This window comes from Shewanella sp. AS1 (assembly GCF_021412565.1).
In the GTDB taxonomy this organism is placed as follows: Bacteria; Pseudomonadota; Gammaproteobacteria; order Enterobacterales; family Shewanellaceae; genus Shewanella.
This window is the reverse complement of record NZ_JAKCLJ010000006.1, coordinates 42,309-64,333: the sequence shown is the minus strand read 5'-3', so window position 1 is coordinate 64,333 and position 22,025 is coordinate 42,309. Positions and strand designations below refer to the sequence as shown.

The window sequence follows — 22,025 nt, the reverse complement described above, 5'->3', positions numbered from 1 at the left end:
CTTAACTTGCTTATATCTTTGTAGGATGCGCCACAAAAGGCACTCGCTTAATAAAGAGTTTTAATGCCTGCCAATAAATCCCCAGCATCATCTTCACTGTCATTGCCGGCGTTTTGAGCCAGAGCGCCGTCAGCGACTTTGCACTGATAGCCTGTTTAGACAGCACAAGAGTGGCATCAAACAGCTTTTCATCCCTATGATTTTCTATGTGCACCATGGCCTTATTCGAGGGTGGTGAAAGGCGCCAATGGTATGTCATCTCCATCTCCATAAAAGGAGAAACATGGAAGGCCTTTTTGACTTTCATCTCCCCTTCCATCGCCAGCAAGTAATAGTGCCTCTCGTTCCAAGGGGTGTTACTGACCTCGGCCAACATGTAGCGACACACCTGCTTGTCGTCATAGCAATAGTAGAAATTTATCGGGCTAAAATAGATCCCCATACAGCGACACTGAGCCAGCAGTAATACCCGTCCTGAGTCATGCCACTCGCCCCCCAGCTCCCTGACTTTCTGTGCAATACGCTGCTTCAGACCATAAGGTTCACCCCTCAGATAATCTTTTTCATTAAAACGGATAGGATTGAACCAGGAGGTACCAAATACCCAACTGCGTTTAATCAGTTTGGGGAGCTCGTCGGGGTCGATGGCCATCATATAGAGACGGTAACTGAATGCGTGGGGCACAGCGCCAAAGCGGCGATGGCGCACTTGGCCTGCATAGATGCCGCTGTGCTCCAATTGCGCTGAGTCACGACTCAAGGCCTCCCGTGAAAATGGCAAGTATGCACTCATAAGGTCAGCCCGAAGCGAGAGGTCACATCCAGCGCGCTGCGTACCCCATCTTCATGAAAGCCGTTATACCAGTAGGCGCCAACAAAGTGAGTGTGATGATGACCGCAGATCTTGGCGCGCTGTTTTTGCGCCGCCACGCTCGCGCTGTTGAGCACTGGGTGATGATAAACAAAGCGGCGCAGCACCTTATCCGGCGCTATCTTGTCGCTCTGATTCAGGGTCACACAAAAGGTGGTATCACTCTTAAGCCCTTGCAGAATATTCATGTTATAGGTGACACAAGAGGGCCTCTTTGCGTCACCATCTAAGCTGTAGTTCCAACTCGCCCAGGCCAGCGGCCGCTTTGGCAGCAAGTTGATATCCCTGTGCAGCACCACCTCGTTAGCGCTGTAGGGAATACCACTTAAAATGGCCTGCTCTGCCTGGGTGGTATCACTGAGGAGCGCGAGCGCCTGATCCGAATGACAGGCAAAAATCACCTCATCAAAGGCTTGACTCTCTCCACTGGCAAAATGCAGCACTGCGCCATCTTCGGTGCGGCTGACGCTGTCGATATTCACTTGGGTGCGTACTGGCTTGTTAAGCTGAGCACAGATAGCCTCGACATACACCCGCGAGCCGCCGGGCACCACAAACCACTGGGGACGGTCACTGATATTGAGCAGGCCATGATTATAGAAAAACTGGACGAAAAAAGTCAGCTCGAACTGGCGCATCTCCACCAAACTAGTGGACCAGATAGCCGCCCCCATGGGCAGTATGTAGTGCTGACAGAAGAAATCAGTAAAATCATGCTGGTCCAGGAAGTCACCTAAAGTTTGTGCTTGATCTGTCTGTGCATGCTCTACCTGTGTTTGGCCGTAGAGCTCCTTACACAAGGTGTTAAAACGTAAAATCTCCCGCAGCAGTGACCAGAATTTCGGTCTGAAAAGATTACGCCGCTGGGCAAACAGGCTGTTCAAACTGTGGCCATTATATTCAAAGCCCGTCTGCTCATGATGCACACTAAAGCTCATCTGGGTCGGCTTACCACGGATCCCAAGCTGGCTGAGTAGTTGGTTAAAATGGGGATAGGTTCTGTCGTTAAACACAATAAAGCCCGTGTCTATGGCGTAAGCCTTATCCTGATAGGTGATATCCACTGTCGCGGTATGGCCGCCCACATAATCGTTTTTCTCAAACACGGTCACATCAAACTGTTTATTCAGCAGATAGGCGCAGGTTAGTCCTGAGATCCCTGAGCCAATAATGGCAATTTTCTTCATGCATTCACCATCTTAAGCGCAAGTTTCTGCCACCAAGTAAAGGGCAGCCATGAGAGCATCCGCATGATCCAAATAAATCCCCGGGGAAAATGGATCTCCCGTTTGCCACGAGCGATGCCGCGAATTATTTCAGCAGCCGCCTGCTCTGCACTCACCAGCATAGGCATGGCGAAGGTGTTGCGATCGGTGAGCGGCGTGGCGACAAAACCAGGGTGTACGCAAGTGACCTGAATATCCTCTTTGGCAAGGTCGATGGCTAGGCTGTTTGCTAGGTAGGTTAATGCCGCTTTCGATGCACCGTAAGCTTCAGCCCTTGGCAGTGGCAAGAGTTGCGCGCTGGAGCTGATAAACACCACTCGTCCTCCGGATCTTATCCTGCTCAGCCAGGCCGACAGCCCATAGCCGATGGCGATAAGATTAATTTTAATTACTCGCTCGAACCGTTTAGCATCGAAATGCAGCGCATCATCGATATATTCACAGTCACCGGCGTTGAGGATCAGCAAGTCCAGTTTCGCAACCCCTCGGGGTAAGACAGGATAAGATTCAGGCTGGGTTAAATCGAAGCACAGCGGAACAAGTTCACCGCTTTCGCCCTGGGCCTCACGGTCAGATTCATTCTCAAGCTGAGGCTCATTCTGGAGAGCATTAGCTAACTCGCTGAGCTTTTGCTCACTGCGGCCACAGGCCAGCACAGTATGCCCCGCCCTTAAATAGGCCAGCGCCATCGCCTTACCTATTCCGGACGTTGCGCCTGTGATCATGACTGTCATCTTAGCCGTCATATTAGCGGTCATCTTAGTTGCCATCTTATTCGCCATCTGAGTTTGCATCTAGTTCACCGCCCTGTGTTTAATTAATCGGATCATGGCGCCAATCAGGCCGATATTTTCATAGAGCATGGCGCCAACATCGAAATAATCGCGATGGTATATCACCTTGTTATCCTGTGATTTCAGGTGGGAATGCCCACTCACAGAGATAGGTGAGCCGCCATTTAATCGCTTATGGCAAAAGGTCATGGTCCAGTAAACGGCCGCCTGAGTCCCACTCTCCATCATCTCTTCAATCACAAAATCGCAGCTGATGAGGTTTTGATAAAGCTTAGTAAAATAATCGGTTAACTCATCAATGCCGTTCACCTGATGCAAAGGATCACTGAATATCACCTCGGGATGATAGACCTTAGCCAGGCCAGTTAGGTTGTCCTTGTTTAGCCCGCTATAGAGGGTAAGAAAGTTCTGTAACCATAAAGATTGCGTCATAATCCCTGTTCCTAATAGGCCTTATACCAGTCCAGCGCCCTTAACCTTGCCCGTTTATGGTCGACAATCGGTGGGCAATAAAGATGAGTTAAGCCATTTTTCTCAAGGTATGCATGAGGGAAATGGATCTCTTTATCGGGCACCGCTGCCAGCTCTGGTAGATATTTACGAATGAAGTCGCCGCTTGGATCAAATTTCTGGCTCTGAGTAATAGGATTAAAAATCCGAAAATAGGGCTGAGCATCACAGCCTGTGCTCGCCGCCCACTGCCAGCCACCATTATTGGCACTAAAATCCCCATCGATAAGCTGCCCCATGAAGAAACGCTCACCCTTATGCCAATCCACCAGCAGATGCTTGGTTAAGAAGCTCGCCACTATCATGCGCAGGCGGTTGTGCATCCAGCCTGTACGCAGCAGCTGTTTCATCGCCGCATCGACAATTGGATAGCCGGTGCGCCCTTCGCACCATGCGGAAAAATCCTCATCGCTGCCGAGCCACTGCATCGACTGATACTTGGCCTGAAAACTGTCGCCTTTAATCAAATCAGGATAATGAAACAGCAGATGACGATAGAAATCACGCCAGATCAGCTCATTTAACCAGGCAAAGGCTTTGTGCTCTGTATCCTCTATCACCTCGGGATGGCGCTGGATCAGTTGCAGCGCCAGCCAGCGGGGACTAATGGCACCAATGGCTAGATAAGGCGACAGGCCTGAGGTGCCCTTGATGCCAGGAAAATCCCGCTTATTTTTATAATCCAGTAGCTTGTTTTGCCAGAACTGGGGCAAGACGTGGGTCATCACCTGTTCACTTAACGGCCAGGCGCTTGAATCTGTCTTGGGAAAATCGAGCTGTAAACTGTCCGGCTCAACTTGAACAGGGGATGCTGCCCGCTTTGGCGATGCAACACAGTCAATTCCTTGCCCCCTAACTGACTTAAGCCAGGCCTGTTTAAAAGGCGTAAAAACCTTAAACATCTGCCCCTGCTGATTGAGTACGCTGCCTGGCTGTAATATGGTGTCACACTGATAAAGCTTAAGATCTAGGCCCGACTCTATCAGCTGCATGTCTCGGTTTATCTCATCGAGCTCTGGTTCACTATTGGCCAGCACGGTTTTTATCTGATGGGACTGACAAAAGGCCTTGAGCAGGGTTTGCTGCTCATTAAAATCCCTTGCCTGCAGATGAATAAGCTCAAGCCCTACACCTGCCAGCTCAGTGGCAAATTGCTTTAGGTGACGCTCAATAAAATCGGCCTTAATCGGCGCAAGGTGCTGTTGTTGCCACTGTGTCGGGGTCGAGATAAATAGCGCCTGGGTGGCCCCCTGTGTCAGCGCCTCAGTCAGGGCCGGATTGTCATGGAGCCGACAATCCCTTCTGCTCCAATAAATGACACTCAATAACCGTACCTCAGTTTTAGCTCTTTCGGATGGGGATTTAAGTAAACCTGCTGCTGTAAATAATCATTGGGAAACAGCTTCAGGTAATGATTTATCAGGGTCAGGGGCACCAAGAGCGGCGAGATCCCTTGATGATAGGCGGCTATCTCGTCATTAAGCTCCTTGCGCTGTATACCATCCAACTGGCGCTTAAAATAGCCCTGAATGTGTTGCAAGGTATTGGTATGGCTTCGCCTCGATGCCTTATTCTTCAGCGCCTGCATCAGGCCGGAAATATAGGCGTCGGCTAAAGGCTCAAGCTCAATATCGGCGCGGGCCAGCAGACGACCAAGGTCGCGGTAACTCTCCACATGATGACTCATCACTAGGTACTTGTGGGCGCTATGAAAGACGATCAGCTTATGCTTGGTTAAGCCCTGGGATTTCATATCCAGCCATTTTTGATAGGTAAAGATGCGGGTCATGAAATTTTCCCTGATCACAGGGTCGTGCAAACGGCCATTCTCCTCACAGGGCAGCAGAGGATTAAGCGCCATCACCTGCTCGGCAAACACACCCACACCGGTCGCCTCAGAGCCTTTACCATGGTGATGATGCACTTTAACCCTTTCCATGCCGCAACTTGGGCTCTTGGCGCAAAAGATAAACCCGGCCAGATCGCCATAATGCGAGGCGCTCTGCTGACCAAACATTTTAAGTTTTTCGGTCACATCGCCACTGCCGTCGGGCCGGGACACCTTGATCACCCCGTCTTTAATTATCTGACGAATACTGGGTCTGGGGATGGGCAAACCAATCGCCACCTCAGGGCAGACGGGCTTAAAATCGACAAACTCACTCAACTGATCAACGCAAAAGCTTGAGCGTTTATGGCCACTGTCAAAACGTACGCCCTGCCCGAGCACACAGGCGCTGATGCCGATTTTTAGTTTTTCACTCATCATCCACCTCGACACGAATATCAAGCTAAATTCATTTAAAATCAGATTAATAGATAAAGCGACCAATGGGATTCAGCAGTTGGCTCACCCCTTGAGTGAAGTAGATGGCGTCACTCGATACGGTTAGACACACGCAGCCTTCCTCTGTAACGGGCTGGTGAGTATGCTCGCCATCGAGCCAGACAAAGTCGCCGCGTTTATATTCGCCCATCTCATCTTTGAAGCTGCCCTGCAAGAGCAAAGTGATCTCAAAGCCTTTATGGGTATGAGTCGGCACGCTGCCGCCTTTATCGATATGCAGCAGGCTGGTACGCAGCTCACCATCCTCGAGCAGCAAACGGGAACGAGACAATTTGCCGAGGCCCTGCCACTCTTTGAGCGCAATGGATTTCAGGGCTCGCGGCAGAGTCAGGCGGGTGCCGCAAATCGCTATCTCATTGATGTTTTGCGCTAGCTCTGAGGGATACTCGCCGCCCTGTGCGGTAATGCTGTCGATTAACTCAAGCTCGCTCTGGCTTAACTCTGAGGCACTGTGGTTTAAACCTGCTGCACTCTGATTTGAATGCTTTTCGCTGGGATTAAAATCCGCTTCGCTTTCAGCAAGCTCAGGGTTAAGCAGAGCATCAGATTCGAAAAAAGCCCGCGCCTGCTGCTCGGTCAACAAGGCAAGCTGCTGAGCGCATTTTTCGCAAATCTCCACATGACTTGCCACCACCACACTGATAGAGACAGGCAGTTCGCCCGCGGCAAACTGGTTTAACACCTGCTCATTTGGATGATAATTAATCATGATTATCCTCCCCCATCTGCAACTTTAACTTTGCCAGTGCCAACCTTAATCTGGACTTTATCGTCCCAACCGGCACACCCAACTGCTCTGCCAGTTGCTCCTGAGACAACTCCTGATAATAAACACCTTTAATCACTGCGCGCTGCGCCTCTGGTAGGGATTCAACGTAATTGAGCATCTGCTTTTCCATTAGATGATCGGCAAACTGCGAATTGTCATCGGCCGTCTCTGCCTGTTGTTCATCGAGAGGCCAGATATCATCACCCAGGTTTTGCTCATTCTTGGTTTTAATGCGCCTTAGCATGTCGAAACAGGCATTACGCATCACGGCATACACCCAGGTTGTGGCCGCCCCTTTTTCACTGTGATAAAGGTGGGCCTTACGCCATACATTGGTCATGGTTTCCTGCACTAGCTCATTGGCCTGAGCCTCATTAGTCAGTTGCGCCAGACCATAACGCTTTATTTTGGGTGCAAAAAATTGGAACAGTGCGGTAAACGCCTGCTTGTCGGAATTGACTGCGACAAGATTCAACCAACAAGACAACTGAGCTGAAACCGGAGGCTCTGTCGCACTTGCAATAACATTTGCAATAATCGCGCTCTCCCTGTTTGGATCGCTTTTAGTCACACGTTGCTGCATCTCAACTCAACCATTGCTGAAGTATAGAAAGCATTACGGCGGCGAAAAAAGAATGGATCACTTTATCCTGAAATTTATACCCAGACTTTTCTACACAGCGGCGTACTCCTTGTTAATGACTTGCCTGAGTCTCGCCTAAGATGAAGGTATGCAAAAACACCTTTAAGGGTTCGAGCATAGTTGGGGTGACAAATTTCTCTTTGTCATTCAAAGATAAAGGTAATAACTCCAAAAAGCGACCACAGATCCAGCTCATATCATTAAATTCACGCTGGCTATAATGCTCAGCCAGCAGTGGATGTTTTTCGATAAATTGAGTGAGCCGCTCTCCCAGCTCGCCACCGCCATCGAAGCAGGGACTGGCGGGCCAATGCGCTCTAGGCTGCGCTTTTGCCAGCAAGAGCCTATCTGTGCGGTAGCGAAACTCGCTCAGATCCACAAGACCTGTCCCCTTCACATCGATCACTAAGATGCCATCGTCACCATTATGAAAATCGATAACCTGCACCCGGGTTCCCCAGATCGGCACATCATAAGGATGCTCCTTATCATAGCGGGCTATTACAAAGCCTTTGCTGCTGTTGTCTTTGCTTCTTTTGACTTTACTGATATTCGTTTTCGGTGAAACTATTTCCGGCTCAGTCGCCCTCTCCTCAGCAATCATAGCCTCTGCAACCTTAGCCTCTGCAACCATAGCCTCTGCAACCATGGCCAAGTACCTGGGCTCAAAGATACGCAGCCGCTGTATTCCGCCAGGCAAAATAAAGAGCGGCAGCGGAAACACTGCCAGCTCCAGTGGTGCTAGCTCTGGTGAAAGGCCAGGTGAAAGATCAGGGGAAAGCTTTGGGGGAAAGCCGGAATCGCCCGCCCCTGCCCCCACAGATGACGCTGAGCTCACTGCCTTTGAGGCCTTGTTTGAGGTCTTGTTTGAGGTTTTGCCAGTATTAGAAAGTTTATCTGCCACGCTAATGCTCTCGTCAAAACGGCCCTTAAAAAAAACGAACCAGTTAAAGCCATATCAGTGGTACGCATGGCGAGATAAATTAGATCAAAAAAGCGACCTATTGAGATCGCTTTTAAAAGAGGAATGGACAAAAGCTTATTAGGACTTTAGAGCTATTTCATCAATTTTGGATTCATTTTTATGGGTAACGCCCAGCGCAGGCAGCGCGGAGCACCTTTTGTGTTAATGTTTGAGCGCCAGCGAGTAACACAAAAGATGCGTAGCGTTGACTGTCGCTCTGCCGCTGATTGTTAGGCGCTTTGCACTCAACGTCACTCACAATGCCTTTTGTATGGACAACGCCATTTTCTTTACGACTGCACCATCAAGGCCCAGAGTATTTCTATTTAAATTCGCTTCGCTCATACAGCCTACATGATTAAGCCAATCTACGTGGTAATTCCCTGTTCGGTTGATTGTGCTTATGCGGGAGTCTCGAGTTCTAATTGACTCCCAATTTCTATGCGTTGAATCAACATGCAGATGATAGAGGTAGGACACAAAAAATGTGGCACCTATAGTAGTAAGTTGTTCGCCGCCATCAAAAGAGTATGCGTGTCTTCCAGAGTTCATTTGCACCATTTATTTTTATCCTCGGAATCCAACTAGGATTCACGCCTAACGCCGTAATCAGCCGCGTGTTTTTTGCGTCGACTGAATTGCCTTGTTATGTAGCACGATATCTTCCTTCTTAAGTACAAAACCAAGATTCACAAACTCAATCATTTTTTCAACTCCACCAAAATCTATATCCCACCGTTTCTCCATAAATTTTAATAGCTTCACGTTGCGTTTAATAATTTCTATTGCCGTCCATTGCTTATTGTTTGAAACTTCTATTTCTGAGAAAGATCCATACCTAAAGCCTATCGTAGTTTTAGAGTTACCAACCTTTTCCAAAAAGGGCTTATTCTGAAAACTAGAATTTTTGGGCTGTGACAGAGGAACCAAATTACCGATTGAATGTCTGAGAATACTTCTCTCTTTGCCAGAATAATGTTTATACTTATCAACCCAACAGGCTTTCCTAGGGTTTTGCGGATAAATATGCTCTATAGTTTTGTGATCTCTTATATCATCAGCCATATCTTCCCAATGCAGTTTGTCTGTATATGTTTTTGACTTTTCTTTAAGCTCCTGCTCATATTCATACATAAAATACTTCAACCCTCTCCATCGATAAAAACCACCATCTTTAAATGATTCAGATATTTGCCTATGCATATTTAAGTCTTTTGCAAAATCTTCTTTCGCATCATCAAGTTGAGAAATTATTTTATCCAGAGATATCTCATCATTACTTAAGCTGCTCGCCCATTCTATGAAAACTGATGAGCTAAATGTTATACGGTACGATCTATTTGCAAGAAGCATACAAAATAATAGCTTTTCAAGTGACTTTAAAAACTTCACCAAAAGTAATTGATCACGTTCTTTTTGAAGACTAACCATTATTAATGGTAAACTCTCATCGATTTCTGTCCTGTTAATTTTCTCAAGCCATTTTGCAATATTCGGGTCTAACGAAGACCCTTTTGGATTTGAAATTTCATACCATTTTTCGACAGATGACTTAAGACTGCTAACGTAGCGATACAATTCAGGAACAGTAAGCTTTTCATTCTCGTCTGAATTTAATGACTTTGTTGTGAACTTATCCTCCAACAAATAGTCCTGATAATATGCCCCATAACCTCTACGGAAGCGTCTGTAATTAATTGAATCACCATTATTCAGTGCCTTTCCATAAAAAAGAATAAAATGATTAAAAAGAAACACGTCATCATCAAGTGGATTATCTTTGTTACGTCCAAGTTGATGATATATGGTTTTCCAACACTCATTAATTGAATCTCTTAACTTTCGCTTTTCAAAATCATCAGAATCAACCTTAGTTGACAAATAAATAAGTCTATTTTTCAATAGCTCGAGGTGTGACAAAGGCTTACCTCTATTGTTCATAGTTTCAAATGAAACATGAACATCTATTTCATCAGACATAGAATAGATATTAAATAGCAAGTTTTGCGTCACCTTTGTGTATAACGCTTCTATTTTATGGATATCAAGATTAGACAATTGCTCTTTAAAGTACTCTTTCGCCATCAGTAGGTTATTAGTATAAATGGTTTCTTGCACATTGGGCTGATTATCAGATAGCTCACAGAATATTTTTTGCTTTAAAAATTCATAACTAGGATTGTCTATTTCATATCCAAAAAGGTACGACCTAGATATTCCTTCATCTTTTGATTCAAAGATGAATTTCTTGCGTATTTCATCAGGTTTTGTATAGTTAATTTCTCTATCGCCGATAGCTTCAAGAATACATTGAATCAAAATTACTGTAGTAGTAAGTCGTTGTTGCCCATCTACTACATAGTAAGGTTCATAATTTTTAGATTCAATTATCCATTCATCGTCATCCCACTTTGAATACTTATCTTTTTCTACATCTTCTAGCGTCAGTACACCTACATAATGATTATGACCTTTCTCAAGTTGTTGTATATCCCCCCAAAAATCTTTTAGCTGTTTCTTAGTCCATGCATAACCACGTTGATAGTCTGGGATTCGTAGAAGTCTTTCCGTGAAAATTTTTGATACGGAATAAAGTTCAGTTTTCACTTGGATTCCTTAAATTTATCTGTAACTGATCTGATACATAACGCCATGATAAGAGGCGTATAAATGTTGGCTAAAATAAGTGAGGTACGAACGACTAGCCAACGTTTAGACGTCCTTATCCTTTATCATCTTGTTAGGGCTTCACTACTCGTCATAGGCATTGAAAGTCTCGATGAGCTTACTTGAGAGAAGGTATTTATCATGCATGATTAGCTTAATTGCAAGCTCATTACCTTCTAGCCTCATTTTATTTTGAAGGTTTTCAAGTTTAACGAAACGATTCACTGTTTCATTGTCCACCAGAGCAAATACTTTTGCCGGAAGCCTCAACTCATTAACCGAAGCAAGAATAGAGTGGTCGGGGTAAAAGTAAATTTCAGAAACTTCATGCTCAGAAGGAGTGACACACTTGAGTGAGCCATCAGGAAGCTTTACGACAACATGACCCGTAAGTTTAAGGACTATCTTCCCAAGTTGCGAAAATGACCAACCAAATTGGATCTCACCGCTGTTTGTCTCTAGGAACTTTAGAACGTTGTTGTAGCACTCAAGCTTTTTACTACCACTGAATGGCTCAATAGAAACTCGCTCAACCGTTGATATACCAAGTGAATTCAAAAATTCATAAGGCAAATCTTCAGGTATCAAATAATCCACAAAACCCTCCTTGGAACCCTAACATTTTATTCGTACGCATGCGCGTTTACCTCGTTGGACCAGTAAAAACGCGCACAGTTAACTATCTGTATACAATGAACTTATCAGCATTTTGCTAAATATACCATCTGGAAAAACGCGCATGCGCGTTTTCCAAACCTATTATCTACTTAGCGAATAGAGTAAGTGATTAATTTTAATCACATTTATAAAATATGAAATGAGAAAACGCGCACGAATACAGGATGAAAAACGTTCAAAATCCTTATGATTTTAATATAACTGTATGCTTATCCAGTTTTTGATGGGTAGTGAATGACATCAGATGGGTATAGCGATGAAAATTGCTAGGCCTGAAAGCCCGTTCGTTATCGCTCCACCAATAACTTGTTAATTCGTTTTTGACGCAAAACCAAGTTAGCTTTTTGATTCCTCTTCACACCAAACACGGTTAAATCGAAGAGAGACAATAACCAAGTGTAAGCACACTTTTGGCCTTCGAAATCAGGGATGATTTCGCAGAGCCCACAGGGACGTGCTTGTGGCGAGCCAAAAGTGTGTTTGCACATCCCCCGCCGGGCAGGCGTTAGATAGCCATAAGAGTACGAACTAAAATTTACCAAGTAAGAAAAGCAATACTGAAAAATGTCCTTCCTTCATTTCAAGGTTAACTCACTTTGGGGCAAATTCTTGTTAGATTGAAAAGCTGAAAGGCTGGTTAATATTGCCATTGTTGGTACCAGTGACCTTCTAAAACAAGGATGTTTTAGTAGAGCACTCAGGGAAGCTTCTTTTGAAATCAAGGGGCGGCGTGTCACTGGGGAAACAATGACAATAAACACAGATCGACAATCACTTCCTTACCTCACTTTGGAGCAAAAGTGTCTCAGCAGTTTTAACCTCGGCACGTTCCTAGACAAAAAACTGAGTGTTTCTAAACCTAATATCTGCTGCCGATCCTTAAGGTTAACCACTTACCGTCAATCAATTAATATCAACCACTTAAAGTCAATCACTTAACTTCAACCATAAGTAAGCGACATAAAGAACAAGGCCGATATAGGCAGCGGAAATCATCAGATTCAATTTCCAAAGGTTTAACCAAAAATGGCCTCTGAAATAGGCACGCGCTCTTACTTCCTCACTAAACAAGGCGATTGAAGAAGGCACTAACATTAGCGCAGACCAGCCAAGCATAGGCAGCACCATGAACATGATCCCCAGACCTGACGCACCTGCGGCGGCTTCGGAAGAGTCACTGTCAACGGGAGACAACAAAACGTAGCCTAACAGTAGCCCCGCAAGGGCAAGAAGAGCCCCTAAAAGTTGAAGTGTTCTCATTATCGTCCTGATCAACTCACGCCTTACTCCGTGGCGCGCAAATGCTTAACTAACATTAACGGCTAACATTAAAGACTAAGGTTAACGACTAAGCCGAACTATCGCGCTGCTTTCAACATTAAAGACTAACTCGTACTATCGCGCACGCTCGCCTTGCTATCAACCACAAGCATTAACTTCCAAATGAAAAAAAGACGCCTGTGGCTAACTCAACCCAAACATACAGAAAACCCAGCAAAACGGCTATTACAGAAAGATAAAAGGGTTTTACAGTCAATTTGCGAGCCAGGAGGATGAGCACGAAACCTGCGAAGAGTAGTAAGATCCCCATCACCATGAAATCAAGGCTTGTCCAGTGAACCTCACTGCTAAACTGCATTGCCACCAAAGGAATGAGTAAAATGAAACAGGTGCTGACAATGAGCCAGAGGACGGCGGATTTTTGCTGCAGTATCTCTTTCATAATTTCACTCCATATCCCTTAATAATGAAATCGTTAAGCGTTGAATGATTGGCAAAACCAGACTCAACTTATTGAAAATAACACAAACTAAAATCTACACCAGAGTTGATATTACTCCAACAATTAACGAGTTATGGCTCTGTACTCATGTCTCTGTGTAGTGGAATAATGTCTCTTACTGCTGTTTGAGTACACTCGCCATCGAGGGCACTACTGTCACAGGATCGAGGCGCATCTGATACCAGTTTATTCGCCAGTCAAGATGTGGGCCGGTTGCCCTGCCTGTTGCGCCGACTTCGGCCACAGGCTGCCCCTGTTTCACCGACTCGCCGGGCTTGATATAGAGTTTATGCAGATGCAAAAAGCTGGAACTGACACCATAACCATGATCGATAATCATGGTGCCGCCAGAATAGAACATATCGGGCACAGCCAGAGTGACGACACCATCTGCGGGCGCCACGACCACAGTGCCGGTTTTCGCCGCGACATCCACGCCAAAATGAGGATTGCCCGGCTTACCGTTATAGACACGTTGACTGCCATAAACGCCGGAAATCCTGCCGGTAAGGGGCCAGATAAAATCCTGAGTAAAGGCAGTTAAAGTAGAGAAATGATCTCGCGCGGCGCGCACCTGTTTACCGTCTTTGGCGGCGCGGGCCTGATCTTCAGGGGAGGGCTTCATGATCTTTTTCGCTATGCCATTGACCCTGTCAATCTTGTACTCTTTGGCGGCAATGGTAAGGGGTTTTAGCTGAGTCAAACCGTCCGGATAGACAAGTTTAAGCTCCTGCTTGAGGCTCGCCTCACGTTCAAAACCAAAGGCAAATTCGCCCTGAGGCGTGACCTTAACGGCTTCGCCATTGAGAAACACCTGGGTGCCGGGTGTGGTCTTGGCCCGAATCAAGGCGCCCTGCTCCAGCTTTCCCTGCAGGGTCACCTCGGCCTGAGCTGTAGCGCTTAGGGTGAATGTACCGAGCGTTGCCAAGAGCATTAAGCCTGCTGCGAATCGTTTCAAAACCACTCCTTCTAATCTGTCAGCTGTATCCGAGAACTTAATCAAGCTGAGCGTTCAGCTTAGGTCCTTTAACCGAGATTGCGCCTTTACCCACGCCCTCATAGGCGATCACTTTAAAGGAGGAATCGGGGGTCTGTTCACTCAAGGTCTTAGCGATAAACTCGGCCAATAACTCGACTGTCGTGTCATGTGGGATGATCTCACATCGCTTTTTGGGCATCGCCAGCTGAAAATCGCCCTGGGGCGCCACATAATGGAACCCATAGTGGGTCTCTTCACTCACGCTGGTTTGCGGTGACAGTTCCAGTTCATCTACATCGACTAAATCATCGGCACAGCCGAGGTAGATATCTTTCCAGCGGCGGCTCCAGTATTCATCCCACTGGGGGGCGGCAATCCCATTTTCAAACACATTAATCGGGCTGCGATGACCATGGGCAATGCGCTGGCAGTTACCGTCATGTTTTCTCAGTCCGTGGGAATAGTGATAAAAGGGCGTTTCATGCAGTTCATTTCTCAACGTCAGCGCGATACCGTTTACATTCTCTGGCAGCGCCTCTTTGAGGGCTTTTTGCAAGAAAGCATTAACGCTTTCGAAATCGATGATCTCTGTCGGGATCAAGGCAAATGCCTGGGCGGGACAGGCAAGATGGATATCCCCTTGCAGACTGTTAAAGTCCATCCAGACGCGATCGCCCTGCTGTTGCCAGCGGATCTCAGAACAGGCTGTGGGGATCAATAATCTGTGGTCGGCGACATCATCTATGGTGTTTTTGATGGTGCGCTTTACTTTGGCAAAGTCGAGCACCATGTTTTGCTCATCCAAACCACCATCAAGCAAGACATCGACTATCCAGCTTTCGCCTACCATGCCGCGGATTGGGCAAAGATATGAAAAGTCGATGACGGTTAAATCTCTAACGAAAAGTTGCATTTAATCTCCTAGGCAGAAATACAGTCTGCCCTTAATCGTCCCATCGGCAACTGGCCGACGAACTCAAACGTGCCATGATGATTTCAACTCATCTGGTCTATTTTATCAAGCATTCGCGCTAAATGACTTAATTTAATCGCAAGAAAAAAAGCGCCCATTCAGGGCGCTGATATGACTCACTAAATCCCGTTTGCTACTGCCCGCCTTTCAAGCGGCGATCAAGCTGATCTTTCAGGTTAGCCGGCACCCCTTTGATCAGAATCGAGTTGGAGATGGGATCGTAAATCACCCGCTCCCCCAGATGCTGACCATCGAAGCTTAGGCTGACGCCGCCGCCTGTGCCGGAAAACTTTTTCAGTTGGCGCAGGGTCGACTTATCGCCGGGAAACTCATCTTCCAGCTGATACTCATCGCCGCGAGCAAAATCATAGAAAGAGTCCATGCCCGAATCGGCCAGCTCATCGGCCAGATCTTTAAGTTGAATATCGCTGCCGGTATCGCAGCGATCGACGCAATACTCAAACACTTTTTCGCGGCACTGCTGGCGCTCATCTTTGGTCAGCTCGCTGCTGGCGACAAAGTCTTCCACCGCATTCATCAGCTGTTTGTTTTGCGCCTTGGGATTCACCCCTTCGACACAGCCCATGAAGTCGAGGAAAAAATCCGCCACTTTTCGGCCGGCACGGCCTCGGATAAAGGAGATATATTTGAGCGAGTCTGGCTCGGCCTGCCATTCGGTCAGATCGATCCGCGCCGCCAGTTGGATATTGGTAAGATCGAGATGGGTGTTTTGCGACAGCTCCATATCATCCAGTACCGTCATGGACGATTTGGCATTGAGCAGCGCCACAAACAGATAATCACTGGTCATGTGGGTATAACAGGCCAGCAGCAAAAAGCCGCCCTGACTAAAATCATACTTTGCCAGCTCCGCCTGCAGCAGTTTGCCCGCCGAGGCTGAAAACTCAACGAAGCCTAACTCGCCAGCGCGATACTCAGTCAATGCATCCTTAAATTGTGGATTAGCTTCGCCATCATCACCATGAGTGCCGAAATGTCCAAAGCCTTTGCCCGCCTTGGTGGTATAGCTTTGGTGCAGCTCTTCGAGCATGGCCTCAACGGCTTGGCTGTTTAGCAGGGGTTGTGGGCGCAATCTGCAGCTCAACTGGCCTTCGCCATCCTGAGAAATTGCGTGAATAATCGCTTGTTCGACGTGAATACTCATAAGCCTCGATAGTGATAATGACAGAATTGGGCTATTATATGCCGCTATTTCAGATAAAAGTGAAAATATTTCAACTATGGCTATTCAATCAAAGTATTCCAATACCCAAGTCGAGTCGATGATCGCAGAGATTCTCGCTGTGCTGGACAAACACCAATCCCCTACAGACCTCAGCTTGATGGTGCTGGGTAACTGTGTGACCGACCTTTTAGTCCGTAAGGTGCCAGCCGAAGCCCGCGCTCAGGTCGCCGAGCAGTTTGCCAAGGCGTTAACCCAGTCGGTAAAAGGCTAAGATTATCTTGGCCTTTTGGTCTAAAAATCCTGTTTTTATTCGTAAAAAACTGGCAAAGTCGTCTAAATAATATTTAGAATTACAACTGTATATCAATCAATAGCGGATCCCTATGATCGAGCGAAAAAAGGAAATGGGACGGGATAGGGTCTCTCGTCTTGTCAGTTGGGGGCATTGGTTTGCCTTTTTCAATGGCTTCTTAGCTATGATTGTCGGTGTCCGCTACATAGAGACAATAGGTGCGCCCGAAAGCTGGATAGGCTGGGCTTACCTGACAATAAGCACGCTCGGGCACTTCAGTTTTCTTGCCTTTATCGTCTATCTTGTTGTCCTGTTTCCTATCACGCTGATCTTGCCCTATTCGAAAATTCTTAGAGGACTTGGCGCAATCGCCGCCAGTATCGGCCTGTGTATTTTGCTGTACGACACCATCATCTATGACGATTACGGCCTGCATCTTAGCCCCTTTGTGTTTGATATCGCCTGGGCCGATCTTAATGCTCTGCTTCAAGGCACCTCCTATATAGTGACGCCCATTGGGATCATCATACTGGAACTGACGGCGGCCAACTTTTTATGGAAACGGATAGAGAAGATCCGTAAATCCAATTACGGCAATAAAGTGGTGCTCTTTATCGGCGCTTGTTTTGTTAGCAGTCACCTTATCCATATCTGGGCCGATGCGGCAGATATCAGCGAGATCACCCGCCTCGACGACGCCTATCCTTTGTCTTATCCGGCAACGGCGCGTTCATTTATGGAGCGCCATGGCATAGACAGGCAGAGTAACAAGACGGCGCAGCACCAGGTTAAACCGACCCTGAATTACCCGATATCGCCGCTGCAATGCACTAACAGTGAGCCGGTGAATATTCTGATGATCACTGTCGATGGCTTTAGAGCTGATATGGTCGATGCGTCCACCATGCCTTTCCTCTATCAATATGCGCGTCAGAATCAGAACTTCAGTCAGCACCGCAGCGGTGGCAATATCCATCAGAGCGGCATTTTCTCGCTTCTATACGGCTTGCAGGGGAGTTACATCGCGGCCAATGATCTCAATTATCAGCCTCCGGTATTCACTCAGCAGCTGCGTCAGCAAGGCTATCAACTGGCGCTGTTCGCACCTGAAATGACAGATTATGCCCCAAAGGCCATCTACCAAGATCTCACGCTGCATATTCAGAGCGAGCAAGATGGCATTGCCGCAGCGGATATCCGCTCCATAGACGCATTTTCCCAATGGCGCGCGGCGCAGCAGCAACCCTGGTTCGCCCTGCTCAATCTGCAAAGCCCTGACAGCTACGATACCCCAATCGGTTTCCTTGGTATCGAAACAGTTAAGGCGCAAACCCCACTCAAACCGGCACAGAAGGTGTTATTTAACCAGTATCGCCAATCACTGAATTTTCTCGATAAGCAGCTCGAGGAGCTGATAGGCAGATTGCCCAAAGAGACCTTTGTGTTGATAACAGGTGTCAGTGGTAAAGTGTTTACCAGTGACAGCAACGAGCAGCGCACTAACCTCTCCCCGGCCAATGTGAAGGTGCCGCTTATCATTCACTGGCCAGAAAGCATTGTCGATAAAGAGGTCGACTACCCGACCAGTCATTATGATGTGGTACCTACCCTGATGACCCAGCTGCTGAACTGCCACAACAATGCCAGAGATTACAGTTCGGGCCAGAGCCTGTTACAGCCAAGCACCAATAACTGGACCTATGTGGGCGACAACCTGGTGTTTGCAATTTACCAGCAAGATGAGATCACAGTGATCGACCGCCATGGTCAGTACCACATCTATGATGAGCAATATAAGAAGGTGCTGCGTAAAAAAATCAGTGCCCCAGAGTTTATCCAGGTGATGCGAGAAGGACGCCGTTTCCACACCCATTAATCGGGCAGAGTGTGATGAAACGGCGCTTTACGTCTAATTACTAGGCAATTGATAAATCTTGTCACGGGAAACACTTGCATCAATCTGAGCGAGTTGATAAAGTTCCGCCTGTCCTAAACAGACCCCAATATTATGCTGTTTAGGAAATAATTCGGTATGTAGCGCAGCCCGGTAGCGCACTGTCATGGGGTGTCAGGGGTCGGAGGTTCGAATCCTCTCATACCGACCAAATTCTCTCTTTCAGAGACATAAAGCCTGTAGTTCTCAACGAATTACAGGTTTTTTTGTATCTGAGGTTTTCTCTAAGCCTTTTCAGTTAAAGGCGTAGCGTGTTAAAACAACCAGCATCCTTTTCATCTTCCTGAGCGATTTAATGTGAATATCAAGATCCGTCATGAAACCAGTTCAGACATTCAATCTATTGAGGCTGTCACCATTGCCGCTTTTCGCGATGCGCCCCACACAGGCCATAACGAGCATTTGATTGTTCAAGGGCTGAGGGACGCTGGCGTACTCACTCTGTCATTGATTGCCGAGCAAAACGGTCAGACCATCGGCCACCTTGCCATTTCACCTGTCGCTCTATCGGATGGTAAGTCAGGCTACTTTGGCCTCGGCCCTGTCTCTGTGCTTCCCGATTATCAAAGTTCCGGCATAGGCAGCAAGTTGATCAATCACGCATTAGAGGAGCTCAAAAGGATGGGTGCCTTAGCTTGCGTGGTATTAGGCGAACCTGCCTACTATGCCCGTTTTGGGGTTAAAGCCGATGCCGACTTAGTCTTAAAAGGGGTTCCGGCTGAATATTTTCAAGTCATAAAATTCACACCCCACAAGACAAAAAGTGATGTTGTTTATCATTCAGCTTTTTATATTGAAGGTTAATTGCTGACTCATTAGCCACTTGGCAGGCATCGCGCTCATAAAAAAATGCCAGCAATCATGCTGGCATTTTCAGCTTCAGTCAAAGCTTAAGGCTATTACAGCAGTTTAAACTCGGCGATCTGCAGTGAGTGATCGGCGCTGTTCCCGGTAACCGACCAGATAGAGCCTGACTGATAAAGCAGCTCGTCACGACGATTGAGTCGCAGGCTAGCAAGTTCAAAAGTTGAACCGACTTGCTGACCATCGAAACCGACTATCATGGCACGTGTGGTCAGATAGCTGTCTTTTGACCACTCTTCCCACAACACCAGTACCTGATCTTTACCAGGCAAGCTTATGGTTTTTACACGTGATACGTTGTGGCTCAGATCCTGCGGATCAAGCTGAGTCAACCAATGTACGCCAGCAACACGCTGCAGGGATTCACCGCCATTGAAATCATAAAATGATCCCGTTTCTGCCGGATAGTCACCGGTCAGCAGCATAAGGTCATCGCTGATCTGCGCGCCAGAACCTGAAGCATTTTCAAAATCGGCAACCACTTTCACCACACCTAGGTTACGGGCATTGTTAAGGTAGCTCACCGCCTGCGCGTTATCTAACACTAGACCTTTGCTGTCATGCTCAGATGCAAAGAAGACTAAATAGCCGCTGCCAGTATCGACCACACCACCCAGCTCGGTATAGATACGGTTGTCATTGCTCCACTTATACATGGTATCGCCATTGGCGTTTTGACCTAATACACCGTAGCCGTTTTTAGCCGTCGTGCTGTGGGCCGTCTTGAAACTGTAAACCACACGCTCTTGCTTGCTGTTATCATCGAAGCGTGACAGCAAGATACCGCGAGGATAGTTATCCCCTAAATCGATAGAGACAAATTTATCATCTTGGCCACGAGTCAACACCTGGCTAAAGGAGTGGCTGGCTGTCTGGCCATGATCTTTAATCAGTGCCAGAGTAGCTGTATCGAAGATCTCAAACTCGGCCCACTGATGGCCATTTTGATGCACGCCTGAGTAAATAATCCCAAGCTGATCACCAATCACCTCTAACACAGCCTGATTACTGCCAGAGGGTAACTCGCCAAACTCTGCCAATTCATCAATCGAGCTGGTGACATCGGCTTTGAGTATCAGCTGACCATTTATGTCAGTTTTTATCAGCCAGGCCGCTAGATTGTGGGTCTGATTCCCCGCCTCAATAAGCAGGTAATACAGGTTATCTTTATCATCGGCCGTCGCGCCACCAAGCACAAAGTCACCTGAAACAGGGGCTGCTGGCAGTGCTATGGTGCTACTGCTCTGCGCCGCAGTTACATGGGTAAAGTAATATTGGTAACTCAGTTTATCCTGCCAGATAGTGCCTATACCGCCATCATTGAGGCCAAACACGCTGAAATAATGATTCTGACCATAGACGTTATTATGGCTGTCTGGACCTTGATTAAAGTCCTGGGGCGCTTTCGGCGTTAACGCCGCATCGAGCTGAACTTGATACAGATTCAGATCGGCTACTCCCGATAAATTGGTCAAATAGGCGCCTTGCAGATTTTGTCCAAGCTGCTGCATTGTGCTGGGCTTATCTGCCGATGCGGGTAACACCACAAAGGTTAAGCTTGAGCTCAGCTCATCTAAATCGATAAAAGGCAGCGGCGTATAGTCTGATGCACTCGCGCCCTTCACTTCACCTAGCTGACTGAAGCTGTGGGTCTGGGCATCATAGCCATACACCACATAATCATCGGCCGCAGCAAACTGCATACGCACCTGATGATGACTACCGGCAAATTTCAGGGCTTTTACCTGGGCGGGTGACACCTGATAGGCCTCAAATTGAGTATTACCATCACTCAAAGAACCTGCCGCAATGGCATACTGGCTGTTGCTGTAATCGGCGTTGGTGTAACAGCCGTTTTGATAGAACTCTGAATAGATGTTTATCGAGCCCACACTGTCAGTCGCTTCGAGATTGCCACTGCAGTTGTATTGACCACTCAATGACTCAGTGCTCTTGCCTGGCGCGACTTTGCTCTCGCTGGCGCTAAATTGATAGTCTGCAATAGGCGCTAAACTGGATACCGTGGCAGGAGTCGCCGATGTTGTAACTTGTGTTGTGACTTGAGTTGTGACTTGTGTTGTAACGGGAGTCGTTACCTGAGTTGTTACCTGAGTCCCACCCTGTGCAGGCGCAACTGTCGTCGTAGCTGTAGTTGCAGTAGTAGTTGCAGCAGCAGTACTGGTCACTGTCGTATTAGTGCTGTTAACGGCGACAGAACTCGTTTTCGTTGAGCCCGAATCATCACTTCCGCCACAGCCGGTTAAAAGAACGGTTAAGACACTTGCTGCCACTAAGGAAAAAGGTTTTCTCATCAATTTACTTCTCACTTCTAAAATTAAAACTGCAATATTCTGTACGAGAGCAGAATTTGGCTAATTGCTCACTCCAAATTCTGGCATGGGGTTTACAGCCTCTTATTAACAGAGGGATGTACCCGATATTTAATGGCGATTGTTTTTGAAGTTATGATAATTCGCTTTGTGCAAATTTTACTCAATTGAAAATAAAATTCATATAGATAAGTG

At 47.0% G+C, this 22,025-nt stretch carries 20 protein-coding genes and 1 tRNA gene; 4 read left to right on the top strand and 17 right to left on the bottom strand.

Features of this window, described 5'->3' with window-relative positions; all coding sequences use genetic code 11:
* Positions 1-10 precede the first annotated feature (10 nt).
* The 16 genes from LZP69_RS09965 to yejK all read right to left on the bottom strand — a co-directional run bounded on the left by LZP69_RS09965 (position 11) and on the right by yejK (position 16,369).
* Complete coding sequence (locus tag LZP69_RS09965) at positions 11-793, bottom strand: DUF1365 domain-containing protein (protein ID WP_234200282.1); 783 nt, start codon at positions 791-793, stop codon at positions 11-13.
* A complete protein-coding gene (locus LZP69_RS09960) occupies positions 790-2,058 on the bottom strand; it encodes an NAD(P)/FAD-dependent oxidoreductase (protein ID WP_234200280.1) in 1,269 nt (422 codons plus the stop codon). The genes LZP69_RS09965 and LZP69_RS09960 overlap by 4 nt, the downstream gene beginning before the upstream one ends.
* Positions 2,055-2,831 (bottom strand): SDR family NAD(P)-dependent oxidoreductase, encoded by a 777-nt coding sequence (locus tag LZP69_RS09955; RefSeq protein ID WP_234200563.1) that lies wholly within the window; start codon positions 2,829-2,831, stop codon positions 2,055-2,057. Before LZP69_RS09955 ends, LZP69_RS09960 begins: the two co-directional genes overlap by 4 nt.
* 60 nt (positions 2,832-2,891) lie before the next feature.
* A complete protein-coding gene (locus LZP69_RS09950; RefSeq protein ID WP_234200278.1) occupies positions 2,892-3,323 on the bottom strand; it encodes a nuclear transport factor 2 family protein in 432 nt (143 codons plus the stop codon).
* Positions 3,324-3,334: 11 nt separating this feature from the next.
* Complete coding sequence (gene phrB, locus LZP69_RS09945) at positions 3,335-4,726, bottom strand: deoxyribodipyrimidine photo-lyase (protein ID WP_234200273.1); 1,392 nt, start codon at positions 4,724-4,726, stop codon at positions 3,335-3,337.
* Entirely contained in the window at positions 4,723-5,670 is a 948-nt protein-coding gene (locus LZP69_RS09940) for a YbgA family protein (RefSeq protein WP_234200270.1), read from the bottom strand. Before LZP69_RS09940 ends, phrB begins: the two co-directional genes overlap by 4 nt.
* A 43-nt stretch (positions 5,671-5,713) precedes the next feature.
* Positions 5,714-6,457, bottom strand: coding sequence for a ChrR family anti-sigma-E factor (locus LZP69_RS09935; protein WP_234200267.1), 744 nt, complete (start codon positions 6,455-6,457; stop codon positions 5,714-5,716).
* Positions 6,450-7,100, bottom strand: coding sequence for a sigma-70 family RNA polymerase sigma factor (locus LZP69_RS09930; protein WP_234200264.1), 651 nt, complete (start codon positions 7,098-7,100; stop codon positions 6,450-6,452). Before LZP69_RS09930 ends, LZP69_RS09935 begins: the two co-directional genes overlap by 8 nt.
* A gap of 112 nt (positions 7,101-7,212) precedes the next feature.
* Positions 7,213-8,064 carry an LON peptidase substrate-binding domain-containing protein gene (locus tag LZP69_RS09925; protein WP_234200260.1) on the bottom strand — a complete coding sequence of 284 codons (852 nt, stop codon included), beginning with the start codon at positions 8,062-8,064 and terminating at the stop codon, positions 7,213-7,215.
* Positions 8,065-8,733: 669 nt separating this feature from the next.
* Positions 8,734-10,731, bottom strand: coding sequence for a DUF262 domain-containing protein (locus LZP69_RS16685; protein ID WP_234200259.1), 1,998 nt, complete (start codon positions 10,729-10,731; stop codon positions 8,734-8,736).
* Between the two features lie 144 nt (positions 10,732-10,875).
* Entirely contained in the window at positions 10,876-11,388 is a 513-nt protein-coding gene (locus LZP69_RS09915) for a hypothetical protein (RefSeq protein ID WP_234200258.1), read from the bottom strand.
* A gap of 1,008 nt (positions 11,389-12,396) precedes the next feature.
* Positions 12,397-12,729: a carbon starvation protein CstA gene (locus LZP69_RS09910; protein ID WP_234200253.1), complete on the bottom strand. Its 333-nt coding sequence runs from the start codon at positions 12,727-12,729 to the stop codon at positions 12,397-12,399.
* 172 nt (positions 12,730-12,901) lie between these two features.
* Positions 12,902-13,192: a hypothetical protein gene (locus LZP69_RS09905; protein ID WP_234200251.1), complete on the bottom strand. Its 291-nt coding sequence runs from the start codon at positions 13,190-13,192 to the stop codon at positions 12,902-12,904.
* A 175-nt stretch (positions 13,193-13,367) separates the two neighbouring features.
* Entirely contained in the window at positions 13,368-14,186 is an 819-nt protein-coding gene (locus LZP69_RS09900; protein ID WP_234200562.1) for a M23 family metallopeptidase, read from the bottom strand.
* 61 nt (positions 14,187-14,247) lie between these two features.
* Positions 14,248-15,144: a 6-carboxytetrahydropterin synthase gene (locus tag LZP69_RS09895; protein ID WP_234200249.1), complete on the bottom strand. Its 897-nt coding sequence runs from the start codon at positions 15,142-15,144 to the stop codon at positions 14,248-14,250.
* A gap of 193 nt (positions 15,145-15,337) precedes the next feature.
* Entirely contained in the window at positions 15,338-16,369 is a 1,032-nt protein-coding gene (yejK, locus tag LZP69_RS09890) for a nucleoid-associated protein YejK (protein WP_234200248.1), read from the bottom strand.
* 76 nt (positions 16,370-16,445) lie between these two features.
* Between yejK and LZP69_RS09885 the strand changes: the two genes are divergently transcribed.
* From LZP69_RS09885 to LZP69_RS09870, 4 genes are all read left to right on the top strand, one after another.
* Positions 16,446-16,661 (top strand): YejL family protein, encoded by a 216-nt coding sequence (locus tag LZP69_RS09885; RefSeq protein ID WP_234200247.1) that lies wholly within the window; start codon positions 16,446-16,448, stop codon positions 16,659-16,661.
* 112 nt (positions 16,662-16,773) lie between these two features.
* Positions 16,774-18,558, top strand: a complete 1,785-nt coding sequence (locus tag LZP69_RS09880; protein WP_234200246.1) for a DUF3413 domain-containing protein — start codon at positions 16,774-16,776, stop codon at positions 18,556-18,558.
* 152 nt (positions 18,559-18,710) lie between these two features.
* Positions 18,711-18,787 (top strand) — tRNA-Pro (locus tag LZP69_RS09875).
* Between the two features lie 146 nt (positions 18,788-18,933).
* On the top strand, positions 18,934-19,440 hold the full coding sequence (locus tag LZP69_RS09870; protein WP_234200245.1) for a GNAT family N-acetyltransferase: 507 nt from the start codon (positions 18,934-18,936) through the stop codon (positions 19,438-19,440).
* Between the two features lie 95 nt (positions 19,441-19,535).
* On the opposite strand, the gene LZP69_RS09865 is transcribed toward LZP69_RS09870, so the two are convergent.
* Entirely contained in the window at positions 19,536-21,812 is a 2,277-nt protein-coding gene (locus tag LZP69_RS09865; protein WP_234200243.1) for a hypothetical protein, read from the bottom strand.
* Positions 21,813-22,025 lie beyond the last annotated feature (213 nt).

Coding starts and splice junctions, on each gene's coding strand:
- LZP69_RS09965 (WP_234200282.1), bottom strand. CDS start 793: ATGAGTGCATACTTGCCATTTTCACGGGAGGCCTTGAGTCGTGACTCA.
- LZP69_RS09960 (WP_234200280.1), bottom strand. CDS start 2,058: ATGAAGAAAATTGCCATTATTGGCTCAGGGATCTCAGGACTAACCTGC.
- LZP69_RS09955 (WP_234200563.1), bottom strand. CDS start 2,831: ATGACAGTCATGATCACAGGCGCAACGTCCGGAATAGGTAAGGCGATG.
- LZP69_RS09950 (WP_234200278.1), bottom strand. CDS start 3,323: ATGACGCAATCTTTATGGTTACAGAACTTTCTTACCCTCTATAGCGGG.
- LZP69_RS09940 (WP_234200270.1), bottom strand. CDS start 5,670: ATGATGAGTGAAAAACTAAAAATCGGCATCAGCGCCTGTGTGCTCGGG.
- LZP69_RS09935 (WP_234200267.1), bottom strand. CDS start 6,457: ATGATTAATTATCATCCAAATGAGCAGGTGTTAAACCAGTTTGCCGCG.
- LZP69_RS09930 (WP_234200264.1), bottom strand. CDS start 7,100: ATGCAGCAACGTGTGACTAAAAGCGATCCAAACAGGGAGAGCGCGATT.
- LZP69_RS09910 (WP_234200253.1), bottom strand. CDS start 12,729: ATGAGAACACTTCAACTTTTAGGGGCTCTTCTTGCCCTTGCGGGGCTA.
- LZP69_RS09905 (WP_234200251.1), bottom strand. CDS start 13,192: ATGAAAGAGATACTGCAGCAAAAATCCGCCGTCCTCTGGCTCATTGTC.
- LZP69_RS09900 (WP_234200562.1), bottom strand. CDS start 14,186: ATGCTCTTGGCAACGCTCGGTACATTCACCCTAAGCGCTACAGCTCAG.
- LZP69_RS09895 (WP_234200249.1), bottom strand. CDS start 15,144: ATGCAACTTTTCGTTAGAGATTTAACCGTCATCGACTTTTCATATCTT.
- yejK (WP_234200248.1), bottom strand. CDS start 16,369: ATGAGTATTCACGTCGAACAAGCGATTATTCACGCAATTTCTCAGGAT.
- LZP69_RS09885 (WP_234200247.1), top strand. CDS start 16,446: ATGGCTATTCAATCAAAGTATTCCAATACCCAAGTCGAGTCGATGATC.
- LZP69_RS09880 (WP_234200246.1), top strand. CDS start 16,774: ATGATCGAGCGAAAAAAGGAAATGGGACGGGATAGGGTCTCTCGTCTT.
- LZP69_RS09865 (WP_234200243.1), bottom strand. CDS start 21,812: ATGAGAAAACCTTTTTCCTTAGTGGCAGCAAGTGTCTTAACCGTTCTT.